General features: G+C 51.6%; 13 protein-coding genes. 5 read left to right on the top strand and 8 right to left on the bottom strand.

The features are described 5' to 3' along the window. Positions 1–246: 246 nt before the first annotated feature. Complete coding sequence (locus JWG88_RS18120; RefSeq protein ID WP_205235203.1) at positions 247–1,170, bottom strand: Tim44 domain-containing protein; 924 nt, start codon at positions 1,168–1,170, stop codon at positions 247–249. 310 nt (positions 1,171–1,480) lie between these two features. Here JWG88_RS18120 and JWG88_RS18125 point away from each other — a divergent pair, with 310 nt between their 5' ends. After that, positions 1,481–2,980, top strand: coding sequence for a B12-binding domain-containing radical SAM protein (locus JWG88_RS18125; RefSeq protein WP_205235204.1), 1,500 nt, complete (start codon positions 1,481–1,483; stop codon positions 2,978–2,980). Positions 2,981–3,276: 296 nt separating this feature from the next. Then, positions 3,277–3,489 (top strand): dodecin family protein, encoded by a 213-nt coding sequence (locus JWG88_RS18130; RefSeq protein WP_205235205.1) that lies wholly within the window; start codon positions 3,277–3,279, stop codon positions 3,487–3,489. Between the two features lie 93 nt (positions 3,490–3,582). Here JWG88_RS18130 and ftcD read toward each other — a convergent pair whose 3' ends face one another. From ftcD to hutU, 3 genes are all read right to left on the bottom strand, one after another. Further along, entirely contained in the window at positions 3,583–5,199 is a 1,617-nt protein-coding gene (gene ftcD / locus JWG88_RS18135) for a glutamate formimidoyltransferase (RefSeq protein WP_205235206.1), read from the bottom strand. A gap of 5 nt (positions 5,200–5,204) precedes the next feature. Further along, complete coding sequence (hutI, locus tag JWG88_RS18140) at positions 5,205–6,476, bottom strand: imidazolonepropionase (protein ID WP_205235207.1); 1,272 nt, start codon at positions 6,474–6,476, stop codon at positions 5,205–5,207. 209 nt (positions 6,477–6,685) lie between these two features. After that, the gene (gene hutU, locus JWG88_RS18145) at positions 6,686–8,716 is read right to left on the bottom strand and encodes a urocanate hydratase (RefSeq protein ID WP_240194583.1); all 2,031 of its coding nucleotides are present in this window, start codon (positions 8,714–8,716) and stop codon (positions 6,686–6,688) included. Positions 8,717–9,066: 350 nt separating this feature from the next. Here hutU and hutH point away from each other — a divergent pair, with 350 nt between their 5' ends. Both hutH and hutC read left to right on the top strand, forming a co-directional pair. Then, complete coding sequence (gene hutH / locus JWG88_RS18150) at positions 9,067–10,605, top strand: histidine ammonia-lyase (RefSeq protein ID WP_205235208.1); 1,539 nt, start codon at positions 9,067–9,069, stop codon at positions 10,603–10,605. 47 nt (positions 10,606–10,652) lie between these two features. Further along, the gene (gene hutC / locus JWG88_RS18155; protein ID WP_205235209.1) at positions 10,653–11,375 is read left to right on the top strand and encodes a histidine utilization transcriptional repressor HutC; all 723 of its coding nucleotides are present in this window, start codon (positions 10,653–10,655) and stop codon (positions 11,373–11,375) included. Between the two features lie 36 nt (positions 11,376–11,411). On the opposite strand, the gene JWG88_RS18160 is transcribed toward hutC, so the two are convergent. From JWG88_RS18160 to JWG88_RS18175, 4 genes are all read right to left on the bottom strand, one after another. After that, positions 11,412–11,882, bottom strand: coding sequence for a DUF1499 domain-containing protein (locus tag JWG88_RS18160; protein WP_205235210.1), 471 nt, complete (start codon positions 11,880–11,882; stop codon positions 11,412–11,414). A gap of 58 nt (positions 11,883–11,940) precedes the next feature. Beyond that, entirely contained in the window at positions 11,941–12,279 is a 339-nt protein-coding gene (locus JWG88_RS18165; protein WP_205235211.1) for a tRNA-binding protein, read from the bottom strand. Between the two features lie 138 nt (positions 12,280–12,417). Continuing rightward, a complete protein-coding gene (locus JWG88_RS18170) occupies positions 12,418–13,788 on the bottom strand; it encodes a dipeptidase (protein ID WP_205235212.1) in 1,371 nt (456 codons plus the stop codon). Between the two features lie 253 nt (positions 13,789–14,041). Beyond that, a complete protein-coding gene (locus JWG88_RS18175; protein ID WP_205235213.1) occupies positions 14,042–14,470 on the bottom strand; it encodes an FKBP-type peptidyl-prolyl cis-trans isomerase in 429 nt (142 codons plus the stop codon). A 439-nt stretch (positions 14,471–14,909) separates the two neighbouring features. On the opposite strand from JWG88_RS18175, the gene JWG88_RS18180 reads away from it, so the two are divergent. Beyond that, positions 14,910–16,169, top strand: a complete 1,260-nt coding sequence (locus tag JWG88_RS18180) for a BaiN/RdsA family NAD(P)/FAD-dependent oxidoreductase (protein ID WP_205235214.1) — start codon at positions 14,910–14,912, stop codon at positions 16,167–16,169. Positions 16,170–16,487: the final 318 nt, after the last annotated feature.

Consider the following 16,487-nt stretch of genomic DNA (forward strand, 5'->3'; position numbering starts at 1 on the left):
AAGAAAATCTCAATCAGTATCAACCAAAGCTAGAAGTTTATCGGAGAATTGCCATTTTTTCACAGATTAAGGCGTTTTCAGGAAATCAAGCACAGCCATATACTTCATATTGCGAGCATTGGTTTTCTGAAAACAACGCCGAGATGTGGAAAAAGTGCTTTCTCCGACGGGCTCCTAGTAAAAAAAGAGTATATCCCTCACCGGCAAGTAAAGGACATCCCCCTTCAATAAAGCAAGTATCGGCAACTATTCGCTTGCTACTTTGACACCCTCAAGCAACCAGTTTTGGGTTCCGGTAGGACGTGCCCAGGTCCACTCTTCTGCAAATTTCACCGGTGTGGTCATGGACCCCTCCACCAGGTCTCCGCTGCTCTCTTCCACAGTGTAGTCGAGCAGGTTGGCGGTAAAGAGCACGGTCACAAAATCTTCCTGCCCGTCACTGCCGGCATTGACAATTTCTACCCGGCGGATGGCGATACTCTCAAGCTTATTGATATGACCTGCCTGACGCATCTCCTCGAAGTGACCGGCATATTCTTCGGCAAGCTTCTCACCCAGAAGATGCCGGTAGGACTCCAGATCTCTTCTCATCCAGCCGGCCTGAACCTGGAAGAAAACATCCGAGGCAACTTCGATGAAATGATTCCTGTCAAAATCCCGATCCGCCTGCTGTATTTCCTGTATGCCCTGCTCCACTGGAGTGAGATAGCTGAAATTATCCTCCTGGGAGGATTGCCGGCTCTGCTGGTCTCCCTGCATATTGAAAATGTTCCCCGCAGAAGACCCTCCTCCGGCATTTCCCGCTGCCCGCGACCTCGCGCTGAACCGGCGGTAGAGGAAAAAGCCGACTCCGGCGAGAAGCAGTATGGGCAACAGTCCGAATCCCTCGCCTGAGGCGCCTAAAAGCGAACCGAACAGCATGGCGCCGAGGGCTCCGCCTATCAGACCGCCGGCCAGGCCACGGCCAAATCCGCTTTTGTTCTGCTGCGTTGTCTGGTTGGTTCGATTCATGTTCTGCTGTGTCGGTGCCTTCTGTACTGGTCTGGAAAACATGCGTCCTCCCCCGCGCGATCTGGCATCGGCATATTCAACAGTCACTCCTGACTCAATAAAGAAGAGGGCCAGAAAGACGGCTAAAATCGGTACTATTTTCCCTATAGAGGTAATCATATAATCTCCGTTGAATTTTATGGTTTCGTTAAGAGTCATTTTTATTCTTGTCAAATTGGTCCATAGTATAAGGTGAAAACAGACAACAGCAAGGAATAAACGATTATGGAACGGGATTGGTTTAAAAAACCGCATCGCAGACTGATGCTGAGATATAGAAGGTCTACAGAAAAAAAATGATGATGAAGCTTTTCAAGAGATAAGATATAGTGGAGATCACTGCAGGCCTGCAGAGTTGGAATAAAAGAATTCTGACAGAATTTACACCGGCCGGCGGAAACAGGTCTACTTTCTTAAAGCCCATCTTATAATGCTGCTGCTTTATCCTCCCATAGCCAAACCATCCGAGCCACCAGCGGGTATTGCCCGGCTTGCCGGGGCATTGCTGGCGCACAACCTGCCCTGCACCGTTGCCGATCTTAATCTTGAAGGGCTGCTGTATCTTTTGGAGCGAGCGGAGAAAAAAACCGATTCCTGGTCGCGGAGGGCTTTTAAAAACAGCGTGTCCAACTTGGCATCCATACGCTCAACCTCCCTCTATGCAAACTTCCCCAGGTATCAAAAGTGTGTGCTTGAGTTGAACAGGCTGCTTGAAAATCATGGTGATCATTCGACAACGGCAAGCTTTGCCAATTATCACGACAGTGTTTTATCGCCACTGCGCAGCAGCGACCTTATCCGCATTGCACAAACTCCGGAGAAAAGCCTCTTTTATCCCTTCTTGATGGCCAGACTGCCGGAACTGCTCGATGACCTGCAAACTGCCCATGTCGGTATTTCCATCAATTATCTCAGTCAGGCCCTGAACAGTTTTGCCCTCATAGGCTGCCTGAAAATAGTAGCTCCACAGGTGAAGGTCATTGTCGGTGGAGGTCTGATAACCTCCTGGATGCGAAGCCCGGCATGGAATGACTGCTTCTCAGGCCTCATCGATTACTGCATTGCCGGTCGTGGTGAAAAGCCTCTATTGAAAATTCTGGGGAGTGATGACCTTCAACCGTCCCTGCCGCGATACGACCTCCTTCCGGATGAGTATTTTTCACCTGGTCCTATCCTGCCGTTCAGCAGTTCCAGCGGCTGCTTCTGGAGCCGATGCTCCTTCTGCCCTGAACGGGCTGAAGGCAACGTTTTTGAGCACATGCCCCCTGCACGGGCGATTACCGAAATCACCACCCTGAAAAAGAAGAGGGCACCCCGTCTGCTGCATTTTCTCGACAATGCCATACCCCCGGGGCTGCTCTCGGAATTCCACGACACCATGCCGGGACTGCCGTGGTACGGCTTTGTCCGCATTACCCATCACCTCCTCGATCTCGACTTCTGCAGGAATCTGAAAAAATCCGGCTGCGTCATGCTCAAGCTCGGTATTGAATCGGGAGACCAGCAGGTTCTTGACCGGATGGACAAGGGAATCGATATCCAGCTCACCTCAGATGTACTAAGAAATTTAAAGGCGGCCGGGATTGCAACATATGTCTACCTGCTGTTCGGCACTCCTGCTGAAAGCTATGAAGAAGCGGGAAGAACACTTGACTTTACGGTACGGCATCATCAGGATATCAGTTTTCTCAATTTGGCAATTTTCAATATGCCGATAAATTCTGAAGAACGTAACTCTTTGGAAACTTCTACATTTTACGATGGTGATCTGTCCCTGTATACCGATTTTGAACACCCCCGGGGCTGGAACAGGAAAGCCATTCGTGTCTTCCTTGACCGGGAGTTTAAACGGCAGCCGGAAATCGCCGCAATCCTGCAGCGGGACCCTCCACTTTTCACCTCGAACCATGCTCCTTTCTTCTGTACCTAAAAAGAATCTGCTCATGGTCAGCCCTTTTTGAAAAAAGAAAACACATCTCTTCCGAAAAAGGCTATCTATATATTGAAATTTCCGTAGAAAAAGTTGAAAAACAACTTCCTCGATATAATCGCTTCAGTTTTTATTGTTCGGCATATATAATACAGGGAGATCATACTCTTTTTTTAAAACTAAGCTGATCTAAGGGAACAGGCTGAGTCTTTGCCTGGAAAAGCAGAGTCCCACCGGTAAACAAGAGACACACAGGAGTTTCGCTCAACCTCAACAAAAGAGAAAGGAGAACGAATATGTCTGAAAGTGTTTACAAAATCATCGAAATGGTTGGATCAAGTCCGGTATCCTGGGAAGAAGCAGCACAAAATGCCGTCAAGTCGGCAGGCTTGAGTCTGCGTGATCTGCGCATAGCTGAAATCAAAACGCTTGATATGGTGCTTGAAGACGGCAAGGGAGTCGTTTACCGCGCCAAGATCAAGTTATCTTTCAAGATCCTCTCGGAATAGTAATCCAGGTGCTCAAACAGGATTCCTTACCAGTTATCCGAGCTAAACGGTGCATCCGAAGTCGGGAAAATCATGGCCTCGGGTGCCTCGGTTTTACCGGGTGCCAATGATTAACTGAATCTCCGCACACTTCTCCCTTGCCTTCTCGGAGAGTTTGAATGATTCATGCAACAGCGTCTCCTTAAACTTCTTGTCCTCGATCTCCATGACGTTGAGCAAAATATTCTGATAGGCTCCCCAGATGCCGGCCTCAAGCGCCCGGGCCCCGACCTGAACATCGGAACGGGAAGCGGGATTACCATGGCGGGCCACTTCGACAAAGGCATCCCATGCGGAATCACCCAAACGCATTATGGAGAACGGCACTTCACTGGCCGTTTTCAATCCCGACTGCATCTTTTCCCACCTGACCCTCTTCTCGTCTATAGTTTTCTGCGGCATGCGCACCCCTTCCACATATTCATTGAAGGCGGAAGTGTCGGCATCAACCATGGGAATCAACCTGCCCATTAAGTCGTGGAGAACCGGAATCACCTTTTCCATTTCCGGCTGTACATTCTCGAATCTGCGAACGCCATGGGTGAGTTTGGCCACCATTGAGCCGAGGGCAACACCAAGGGCGGCAAGAACTGCCGAGACCGATCCACCGCCGGGCGCCGAGCTGCGCGCTCCGACTTCTTCAACAAAATGACGGACACTCATTCCGCCGAGCGCTTCCTCTTGAGGTTCGGCGATGATATATTCGATTATCCTCTTTTCAGGCACAAACGAAGCGACGGAGTTCAACCCCAACCGCTCTACGACCAGCCTGATTTTCTGGTCTTCCTGATAGATGAACAGATTCTCCCGGTCAATATAGTACTGGGCTGCCATCAGCAGGGCTTCACGCGGTACGATACCGACTATCTCTGAGCCGGCAACGGCAAGGTTGAGCTGCCGGGCTTCCCGTTTCACCTCTTCATAGAGGACATGAATGGGCGTCACCCGATAATCGGTAAGATTGACCGAGACCTGGGCCAGGTTGTATTCCTCGACAAACCACCCTATCCCCTTGACTTCCTTGAGTCGGCCCGGTTCTTCTTCTCCCCTGCCGGCCTCACGCAGATTGAGGGCAATGCGGTGGGCCTGGTTCGGCGTCCCCAGGATGTTGACGTTATAGGCGATCAGAAAATTTCGTGCTCCAGTGGCGGTAATTCCCCACTGCGGCACAAAATCACCGGGACCGAAGTCAGGCTTCCAGCGCGGGTCTTTGAGGCGTTCCGCCAAACCCTCGTATTCGCCTTCCCGAAGATCCGGGAGCTTTCGCCTGTAATCCTGATTTGCTGCAGCTTCATAGAGGTACAGGGGTATGCCGAGCTCTTCCGCCGCCCGCCTGGCAAAATTTTCGGCAATCCCGGCGCACTGCTTTAGAGTAATACCCTGCACCGGAATAAAGGGGCAGACATCCATGGCGCCGAAGCGCGGATGCCCACCCTGGTGACGCCGCATATCGATGCGCTCCCGGGCAACACGTGCGGAAGCGAGAGCCGCTTCGACGACGCTTTCCGGATCACCAACGAAGGTGTAGACGGTACGATTGGTGGACTCCCCCGGATCAACATCGAGGAGACGGCAGCCTTTGACTTTTTCGATTGCCTGCGCTATGGCATCGATGGTTTCTCTGTTTCTCCCTTCGGAAAAATTGGGAACACACTCAACTATTTTTTTCATATCATTTACTCTCCCCTTGAGACTCCGGCACCACCGGCAACCAGTTCACCTTTTTTATACACCCGGTCAACAGATGAGACGCCGGCGTGATAGGCGAGGATCGCCGGCGTCTCCCCATCCAGCAGCAGAAAATCCGCCTGTTTGCCAACATCGAGACTACCCACCTTCGCCGCCATATCTATGGCGTAGGCGGCATTGAGGGTAGCGGCAGTGAGCGCCTCCGCCGGCGTCAACTCCATATTCATAACCGCAAGTCCGATGACAAAAGCCATTGATTCGGTGAAGCTTGAGCCTGGATTACAGTCGGTTGCCAGAGCCACCGGAACACCATGGTCGATCATCTTTCTCGCCGGAGCATAGGGCTTCTTCAGGCTGTAGGCAGTACCCGGCAGCAGCGTGGCGACAACGCCGCTTGTCGCCATCGCCTCAATATTCCCGGCGCTCACGGCAAGCAGATGATCCGCGGACAGGGCACCAAGTTCAACAGCAAGGCCGGCCCCGCCCAGATCATGCACCTCATCGGCATGCAGCTTCACCTTCAATCCGCTCTTTTGGGCGGCCCGCAACAGACGTCGACCCTGATTGATGGAAAAGACCCCCTTTTCACAGAAAATATCGCAATGTTCGGCAACGCCTTGCCGCACAACGGCCGGCAGCATATCTTCGATAACAAGGGTAATAAAATCATCTGGCGCGTTGCTATAGGCGGGCGGTATCGCATGAGCACCCAGAAATGTCGCGACCACATCCAGCGGCAGAAACAAGGCGGCTCTGTCTATGGCCTCCAGCATCTTGAGCTCATTGACGGTATCGAGTCCGTATCCGCTTTTAATCTCCACCGTGGTCGTGCCGAAACTCAAGGCCCGGGAGGCATGACGGATGGTCATCGCACTAAGATGTTCAACACTTGCCTGTGCCACCGCCTTGACGGAAGAGAGAATTCCCCCACCCTTCTCAAGTATCTCCAGATAAGGCGTACCCTGAAGACGCATGGTAAACTCATGCTCCCGGAGTGAGGCAAAACACATGTGGGTATGAGGATCGACAAAACCGGGAATGACACATTTCCTCCGGCAATCGATCTCTTCCACTATAGCACCGTGTCCGATCGCTTTTACGATGGCACCTTCATCACCAATGGCCGTGATAAAGCCGTCCTCAACCATCATCGCTCCATACTCATAATGTTTCAGTGCACCCTGCTCAGTGGCGCGAAGCGGGGAGCCGCTGTCATGAGGAGTATAAATCCTGGCGTTGCTAAAGAATTTTGCGCTCATCAGATCGTCCTTCACATGCTGCAGTGAGATGTTAAAGAAAAAAAAGTCATCGAAGTCGCCCTCTGCGATAAGCACAGAGTTCGAGATAGCTAATATTAGGCGTATCGAGTTCTTACGAGTTCATTAAAAAGCAACCCGATTACCCCAAATCGGGTTTATGGCCCCGATGAAAAGAGCAGCCCCGGCCCTGGGCCAGGAGATACTGGCTTTCAGGGGTAATCAGAAAAAGTGATCTTCTTCATGGTTTCAGCAAGCAGTTCATCATCGACCAGAGCAGGAATGGTGATCTGATCTCCGTTGCTGTTCTCCAGATTATATTGGGCCGCCACCTCCATGGCATTGGGATTTCGGCTCCAGTTCCGCCGGGCAACGCCTCCCATGACATCCCAGTTCATGGCGGACCTGATGACATCATCTATGGCGCTGCTACCGTCCAGCACAAGACCGAAGCCACCGTTGATGGCCTTGCCGATACCGGTACCGCCGCCGTTATGCAGGGCGACCAAGGTCATTCCCCTGGCAGCGTTGCCGGCAAAACACTGCGTTGCCATATCGGCACAGACATTGCTGCCGTCAGCTATATTTGCGGTTTCCCGGAAAGGCGAGTCGGTACCGCCCGGATCGTGATGATCCCGGCCCAGCATTATCGGGCCTATTTCTTTCTCTCTCACCATAGCATTAAATTTCAGGGCAATCGTCATTCTCCCGGCGGCGTCGGCATAGAGAATTCGTGCCTGGGAGCCCACCACCAGATTATTGTCTGCCGCATTTTGTATCCAGATAAAGTTGTCCCTGTCCTCGGCGCGGCGCTCAGGATCAAGGCAGGACAAGGCCGCCCTGTCCGTCCTTTCAAGATCCCGGCCATCCCCGCTCAGGCAGATCCAGCGGAACGGGCCGTAACCATAGTCGAAAATCGGTCCCATGATATCTTCAAAATAGGATGGATAGATAAAACCCTCCTTGTCGTCGATGCCGTTCCTGGATACCTCCGTTATGCCGGCATCGAAAACGGCCTTGAGAAAGGCATTGCCATAATCAAAAAAATAGGTCCCCTGCTCTGAGAGCTTGTCAACGGCGGCGATATGGCGGGCAAGACTTTGCTTAACCAGGGTGATGAATTTGCCTCGGTCTTCGGCGAGAAGTCTGGTCCGTTCGGCGAAACTGACACCCTGGGGACAATAACCACCATCATATACCACATGACATGAGGTCTGGTCCGAGAGCAGCTCCACTTTTACATTGTTGCCGGCCAGATATTCCAGCAGATCAACCACGTTGCCATGATAGGCAATGGAGGTGTTGTCCCTGTTTTGCCTGGCCCTTTCAGCCAGGGAGACTGCTTCTTGCAGACTGGAAGTGACGATATCGACCCAGCCCTGTTTATACCTCGTTTCTATGCGGGAGAGATCGACTTCGGCAATGATTGAAACGGCCCCGGCGATTTTTGCAGCCTTGGGCTGTGCCCCACTCATGCCGCCCAGCCCGGAAGAGACAAAGAGCAGACCGGCAAGGTTGCCGTCGGCGGCGATGCCGCACATCCTTCGTCCGGCACCCAATAGAGTAGTGTATGTGCCATGGACAATGCCCTGCGGACCGATATACATCCAGCCGCCGGCGGTCATCTGTCCATATGAAGTGACGCCCATCTGGGCCGCTATCTCCCAGTCATCCTGATTGTCATAGAGACCGACCATTAAACCGTTGGTGATAATGACCCGAGGGCTGCCCGGTCCGGAACGGAAAAGACCGAGCGGATGCCCCGACTGCATTACCAGGGTCTGGGTTTCCCGCAACTCCTGCAGATATTTTTTGATCAGCCTGTACTGCATCCAGTTCTGACAGACGCTGCCCGTCTCCCCGTAGGTCACCAGTTCATAGGGGTAGAGAGCGACGTCGAAGTCAAGATTATTATCTATCATCAGCTGGAAACTTCGGCCCGCCAGACAGTTGCCGCGATAGTGATCCACGGGCCTGGCCTTAATAGGTTCCGTGGGCCTGAAACGATAACCATAAATGCGTCCCCGGGTGCGCAGTTCCTCGAGAAATTCCGGTAAAAGCAGAGCGTGATGTTTTTTCGGAATATAACGCAGGGCATTGCGCAGGGATATTTCGGTCTGTTTCCTGCTCAGACGAAACCCCCTGTCCGGAGCGCGTCGTATACCTTCGGCAAAGGCTGGCTTCTCAGGCAGGTCGTCATCAAGGCAAATCTTCATGCATCCCTCAGGTGTGGCCGGTGTCATATTCAGCGACTCCTTCATCAGCTATTTTCTATTTAAGTATATCATAAAAGCATTCTCAGTGGTAATGATAGCGCCTCCAAGTTGTATATACAACTATAATGCCACTTTTTTGAGCAGTGTCCGCCTAAAATCAAAGCATCACAGAAAACCGGTCGACCGTTAACCGCCGGCAACACTGCATACCGAACAAAAAATAAGTTCAGATCTTTTTCACTACACCGGCATCGGGACACTTCTACAGGAGTGGAAAACCAGAATTGCGTGGCGAGAATACTTGATTATCTTTTAAGATGTATATACAATGGATCCACCAATGTAACATTACTCTCCACCAGCAAATCAGGTGCAATATGGAAACAATAGAAATATCGGGAGGCGGACTCAGCCTCTTCGAGCTCAGGAAGATCAGCAGGGAACCGGTTCTGCTGAAACTCAGTCCCGGCTGTCTTCCCGGTATTGAGAAATCAGTTGCGACCGTGCGCCAGGTCATCGAGCAGGGACGTGTTATATATGGTGTCAATACCGGCTTCGGTCTGCTTGCCAATACGGTCATCCCGGAGGATGAACTTGAGCGGTTGCAGCATTCCATTGTGCTCTCTCATGCCGCAGGTGTGGGCAAATTCATGAAGGAGTCGACGGTCAGACTTATGATCGCTCTGAAGGTGAACAGCCTGGCCCGGGGGTATTCAGGCATTCGTCCGGAAATCATCGAAGCCCTTATCACCTTGGTCAATACCGGTGTTTATCCATGCATACCTGAAAAAGGCTCCGTTGGTGCATCCGGCGATCTTGCACCCCTGGCCCATATGGCCACCGTTTTGCTGGGAGAAGGAGAAGTCAGCCATCAGGGTGCCCGGCTGTCCGGCAGGAAAGGACTGGAGATAGCCGGATTGCAGCCGCTCATCCTCGGTCCCAAGGAAGGGCTGGCCCTGCTCAACGGCACCCAGGCCTCTACCGCCTTTGCCCTGGAAGGCCTTTTTGCAGTCGAGAATCTCTTTGCCGCAGCCATGGTAAGCGGGAGCCTCTGCGTCGAAGCGGCTCTTGGCAGCCGCAGGCCTTTTTCCGCATTGATCCATGAAGTTCGCGGCCATGAGGAACAAATTGAGGTCGCGGCGACGTATCGCCAATTGCTGAGTCACAGTGAAATCGAAAGCTCCCATAAAACCTGTGAAGCCGTCCAGGATCCATATTCTCTGCGCTGTCAGCCCCAGGTAATGGGAGCGTGTCTCAACCAGATCAGAAATTCGGCAAAAACTCTGCTGACCGAGGCCAATGGTGTTTCCGACAACCCCCTGGTCTTCCCGGATCAGTGTGATATTATTTCCGGCGGCAATTTTCATGCCGAGCCGGTAGCCCTGGCAGCTGACAACCTGGCCCTGGCCTTTGCCGAAATCGGGGCATTATCCGAGCGGCGCACGGCATTGCTCATCGATACCCATATGAGTAGACTTCCGCCCTTTCTCGTGGAAAAAGGCGGCCTCAACTCGGGCTTCATGATTGCCCAGGTCACCGCCGCAGCCCTGGCCAGCGAGAATAAATCGCTCGCTCATCCGGCCTCCGTCGACAGCCTGCCCACCTCAGCCAACCAGGAGGACCATGTATCGATGGCGACCTTTGCCGCCAGAAGACTCGGGGATATGACTGAAAATACCGCTGCGATAATCGCCATCGAGCTTTTGGCCGCCTGCCAGGGTGTCGACTTCAGGGCACCGCTGAAAACCTCTGAACCGCTGGAAAAGGCAAAAGCCATGCTGCGCCTTGAGGTGCCGTTTTATGATCAGGATCGTTATTTTGCTCCGGATATAGACAAGGCCACAAAACTGGTGCTCTCCGGAGTCTATAATCAGTTTATCAACAGCACTCTCCTGCCCGGCATATGTCCCCGGTAAAACCTCCATTCCACGACATGCCGCACAAGAGCAGATCAGCGGCCGCAATGCCGATGTATCAATCCATCAAGGAATATATCGGCAGGAAAATAGATACGGGTGAGCTGCAGACCGGCTCAAGGATTCCCTCGGAATCTCAGCTCGGCGCACTTTTCAAAACCTCCAGAATGACGGTCAACAGAGCCCTGCGCGAGTTGGCGGCGGAAGGAAGACTGATACGCAAACAGGGTCGGGGAAGCTTTGTAGCCCCGCAGAGAACTCTGTCGGCTCTTTTTGAAGTAAGATCTATAGCCGAGGAGATAAAGGCATGGGGCGGCAAATACTCATGTCACATCCATCTGCTCAGTGAGGAAAAAATCCCACCAGGCCTGGCAGAAGCCATGCACCTTGAGCCATACCAGTCCATCTACCATTCGGTGATGGTACATATGGATAACAACACCCCACTCCAGCTGGCCGACAGGTATGTTAACCCCGCGGTTGCTCCGCAATATCTGCAACAGGACTTCAGCCGGATTACCCCCAATGAATATCTGCTGAGCATTGCCCCGATCAGCAGCGTTGAGCATACCGTCGAAGCACTCATCCCCGAGGCCTGGATTCGGGAGTTGCTCAAGATCAACGGGGCGGAACCCTGCCTGGCACTGGGACGAAGAACCTGGGTGGCGGACAGGGTCGCCACCAGAAGCACATTTTACTACCCCGGTTCCCGATATCGGCTTAGCGGCAGGTTTACTCCGGGAGAGGGCGGAACAATCCGGGTCTCATGAGGTTTAGAGATTGTGATAACCGAAACACTTCCAGCGTCAGGGAGATACTTTCAGCTCTCTCTTTTGCAAAAGAGCACGAATCTTCTCAACTCTTCTTCTGTTGACACCAAAATCATAATAACCGAGTCTTGCAGCGGAGCGTATATGGATAACATCCTGATCCTCCGGCAGGTAGAATTCGACATCATCGACAAAGCCGAGGATTTTTGATCGAAACTCCACCCGAAAATAGCCGTTTTGCTTCTGCAGTATTGGGCCACCGCCGAGTTCCTCCACAATCTCCCTCACAACGGCTACAGCTTCTTCTCTGCTGCCGCTGAATTCGATCGGATAAACTGCATGACTTGAATCCTCCGCCATACTGGAAACGCAGTTTGGACTAGCTGGGCAGGGCTGCAGTCTGCCGTCTTGGACTCCCATATCGACAGGCGGTTTGCCCGAGCATCCATTCAAAAGAGCCATGATCAGACCGATTAGTAGAGGTAGACGGAAATTATTCTTTTTCATTAATACAATGTACTCTCCATATCACACCCTGCAACAGCAGTTCTTCGTCTATTATTTTTCAACAGAGTTTAGCCCCGAGAGGGACATTCCTATCCGGCACGCAGAGTGATATTTCACCATCTTCGTCATGAAAACCGGTGATAAGACACTGGGACATCAGGGGTCCTATCTGTTTTTCAGGAAAATTGACCACGCCCACAACCAATTTCCCCACCAGTTCCTCCAAGGTATAGAGCCCGGTTATCTGGGCACTCGATTTTTTAATGCCCACCTCCTCACCAAAATCCACCTGGAGGATATAGGCGGGTTTTCGTGCCTCTTTGAATACATCGACTGAGATAATCCTGCCAACCCGTAACTCTACCTTTTCAAAATCCTGCCATGATATTGACTGCATACTTTATCCTCGTTTTACTTGACGTTTGTTCTTTTCCTCTCGATTTTACCAGGTCCAGGCTCCTATTAGTTGGTGTCCCGTCATTGCCGCGGTGCTTCATGGCGACGCAAAATTAATCGTCCTCCCATGGTGCCACGATTATTTCCGCAGCCTGTCGAGATATTCGGCAACCGTGCAAATACCGTTATATAACTGGGCCAGACTGAATTTTTCATTGGGACCATGGGCACCATCATCAGGCAGACCGAACCCCATAAGAACGACAGGGATGCCCAGAATTCCGTCAAATAAAGCGGCGATGGGAATAGAGCCGCCCTCCCGCATAAAAACCGGCCTTCTCCCATAGGTTTTCTCAATGGCGTCAGCCGCGTTTTTTACGTACCTGTTTTCCGGGGAAATAGAAAAACCGGCGCCTCCGTGGAGGTTGCGGACATCAACTTCATAGCCTGTCGGCAGATTCTCTCCAACCGCTTTGGCAAAGACAGTAAAAACCTGATTCGGATCCATGCCCGCCGGCAGGCGCAGGCTTACTTTAGCCAGAGCTTCAGCGGGTATAACGGTTTTGGCACCTTCACCGGTGAACCCGCCACGAATCCCATGCACCTCGAGAGTCGGCCTGACGCCCAGCCGCTCATGGGGCGACAACTCGTTTTCTCCAACCAATTGATCAACTCCCATTTCGACAAGGAGCCGTGCCTCCAGGCTCTGCCTGTTTTCCTTCCAGAAGTCTTTTTCCTCTTCTGCAACTGCAACCGGTGCATCATAGATCTTATCAATATGTATTCTCCCATCTTCGCCTTTCAACCTGGCGATCAGCAGACAAAGTGCATGCACAGGATTAGGGGCAACACCGCCATAGCTGCCGGAATGGAGATCCGTTTTGGCACCATGGACGGCTATCTCGGTGTACAGTATGCCGCGCAGGCCACTGATAATGGAGGGCTGCTCCAGCGAATTCATATGCGTGTCACAAATAAGCGCCGCATCTGCCTGAAGCCGACGGCCATGCGAATAGAGATATTTTTCAACAGATGCCCCGCCCGCCTCCTCCTCTCCCTCCAGCAGAATTTTGATATTGATCGGCAACGCGCCCCTGTACTTCGTCCACGCCTCCAGGGCCGCAAAAACGACCATGAGCTGTCCCTTATCATCGGTCGCTCCCCTGGCATAGATACTGCCGTTTTCAATGCGGGGCTCAAAGGGGGAACTGCGCCATTCCGACAGGGGATCAACAGGCTGAACGTCATAATGTCCATAGATAAGAAGGGTAGGCTGATCTTGTTTATCGGTCCACTCGGCAAACACAAGAGGATGGCCGTCTCCCTCGATCACCTCGACCACGGGAAAGCCGAGAGCTAAAAGCTTATTTTCCGCCCAGATTGCCGCACTGCGGACGTCCCCGGCATGCTCCGGCAATGTGCTTATGCTTGGAATTTTCAGCCAGCTCACCAGTTCTTCTATATACTTATCGGTATTTTCTTTGATGTATTCTTCCATTGAATCAGCCATTTATATTTCCTCTGGAGTTGTTCGAACATAGACGCTTTCCGTTGCAAAGATACATTACTTTACTATAAGCTACAATTGAACATTTCTCATAACTTAGCTTATTTTCTGAGAAAAGATTTTTCCATGGGGCGGGATTTTTGAAGGATTAAGGCTATGCAGAGGAAGAGTTTCCAGGGGGCGGGCAAGAAAGGACGATATTTAGCCACATGTGCCGAATCACCGGTCCGGCACATGTACTACTCTCAGATCGAAATCAGACAACCTCTACCAGTTCTATATCAAAGATCAAATCTTCCCCGGCAAGCGGCGGATTAGCATCAAGCTTTATATGGGTATCGGTTACTTCAACCACGGTAACCAGAACAACTTCACCGTTTGGTCCGCCCATCTGCAGTTTCTGGCCGACCTCGGGATTGATATCCTCCGGTACATGTTCCTTCGGCGCGGCAATTACCAGCTCTTCGTTTCTGGGGCCATAAGCCTTATCGACCGGAATGGTGACATTCTTTTTTTCACCGACGGACATGCCGGAAACGGCCTCGTCAAAGCCGACAATGACCTGTCCGCTGCCTATTGTAAATTCGAGAGGTTCCTTGCCTTCAGAAGTATCAAAAACCGAACCATCTTCCAGCTTTCCTTTATAATGGATTTTTACCGTGTTGCCTTTTTCTGCAACTGTCATGAAAAAACTCCTTTCGCCTAACGAGACGATTATATTTGCGGTTCATAGGCCTCATGGCCTGATTATTGTCAACACAGTAGCATAGTTGGATCACAATTCAAATGGTAGATTGAATCGCCAGCCATTCCCTTATTATGCCCTGCATTTTTTCAACTGAAAACGTTAAACCACTTTGACAATTCAGCAAGCTCATCTTTGTTAAAAATGATAAGTCTTTTGGGCTGCCCTCCTCCACCCTAAGAAAATTACTCACTCCAACTATCCCGAACAGCCTCCGTTACGCTCCTGCTTTCTATTTTCCGCCGGTATGATATAGTAGCAGATTATGAATTATAAATTATTGCCTGCTTCTATCGTTCATTCTCAGGCAGACGCAGCTGTGGCACGAAATTTCAGGGATCAAAGCAAAGCAAGCGGGCTTGGAGACACAAACACTAAAATGGCAAAAATTATCGTAGTCGGTGCCGGTGCATCAGGATTAATGGCGGCCGGGCAGGCCGCGTCACGGGGAGCAGAAGTATTTCTTCTTGAAAAAAAGAAACGGCCCGGGAACAAGATAGCCATCAGCGGTAAAGGTCGATGCAATCTTACCAACACCATGGATATTGACGGATTCCTTGAACATTTCAACAGAAGCGGCCGCTTTCTCCGTCAGCCGTTCTCCCACTTTTTTTCACCCCAGCTGATGCAATTTTTTGAAGAACTCGGCGTGCCGCTGATCAGTGAACGCGGAGGACGAGTGTTTCCTGCTTCGGGCAGCGCTTCAGATGTGGTCGAGGCCATGCTGGATTGGCTGAAACGTTGCGGGGTGACACTCAATACCTCTATAGCGGTAGACAGAATTCTCCGGCAAAACGGTTTTGTCACCGGTGTTTGCTGCCGGGAGACGACATTTACCGCCGACTCTGTAGTTCTCGCCACTGGAGGCGCCTCCTATCCGGCCACCGGCTCGACAGGCGATGGTTATACTCTGGCCCAATCCTGCGGCCACACACTCACTCCCTTGCGTCCTGCTCTTGTCCCCCTGCTGGTCGACGATCCGGTCGTTCATACCCTTGCAGGGCTGGATTTGAAGAATGCGGGGGTGCGAATCTACGTCAACGATAAGCGAAAAATCTCCTCATTCGGTGAAGTGAGCTTTACCCGCTTCGGAATCGGCGGTCCGATAATTCTCACTCACAGTCTTTTCATCGTCGACAACATTCGGGCCGGAAAAAAAATTACTCTTTCATTGGATCTCAAGCCGGCACTTGACGACAGGAAACTCGACAACAGGCTGCTGCGTGATTTCGAGAAGAGATGTCATGAAAACATAGATTCCGTACTTCGCGGTCTCCTACCCAGGGAAATGGTCGCTGCGTCGTTACATTTCTGCTCCATTGACGGTCATAAGAGTGCAGGCCAGATACTCTCGCAAGAGCGAATCAGGCTTCGCACCTGGCTCAAGGATTTTCGCTTCAGCATAAGCGGCTACAGACCATTATCTGAAGCCATTGTGACCGCGGGCGGCATCAAGGTGCAGGAGATTGACCCCAACACCATGGAGTCCAGAAAAACCAAAGGGCTCTATCTTACCGGCGAACTTCTTGATATTCATGGTGATACCGGCGGCTACAATCTCCAGGCAGCCTTTTCAACCGGGTGGCTTGCCGGCCGCAGTGCCGCATCTGCTGCGCAATCAGCCTCTTCTCCCACCTGAGAACATTCCGACGCAAATGTCTCCTACTTTTTAAAATATGACGATCGTAACTATTTAGCAATGAGCTAAAAACCAGCAGTTTAGCCTGAACTCTACTTTTCATCAGCGATCCAGGCAAGCATCCTGACGGGCATAAACTCCAACTGCGGATCTGCGCAGGTAGGCGCAGACTCCGAGCAGCCTGGAACACTAGAGTGTGCCTATGTTTTCGGGCTGATCGCGTGCAGATAAGGTGCTGATGAAAAGTTACGAAAAATCCTTTTATATTTTGACCCCCTGGTGTATTCTACACATATATTATGTGCAAATGCACACCAC

The organism is Desulfopila inferna (assembly GCF_016919005.1).
Taxonomy (GTDB): domain Bacteria; phylum Desulfobacterota; class Desulfobulbia; order Desulfobulbales; family Desulfocapsaceae; genus Desulfopila_A; species Desulfopila_A inferna.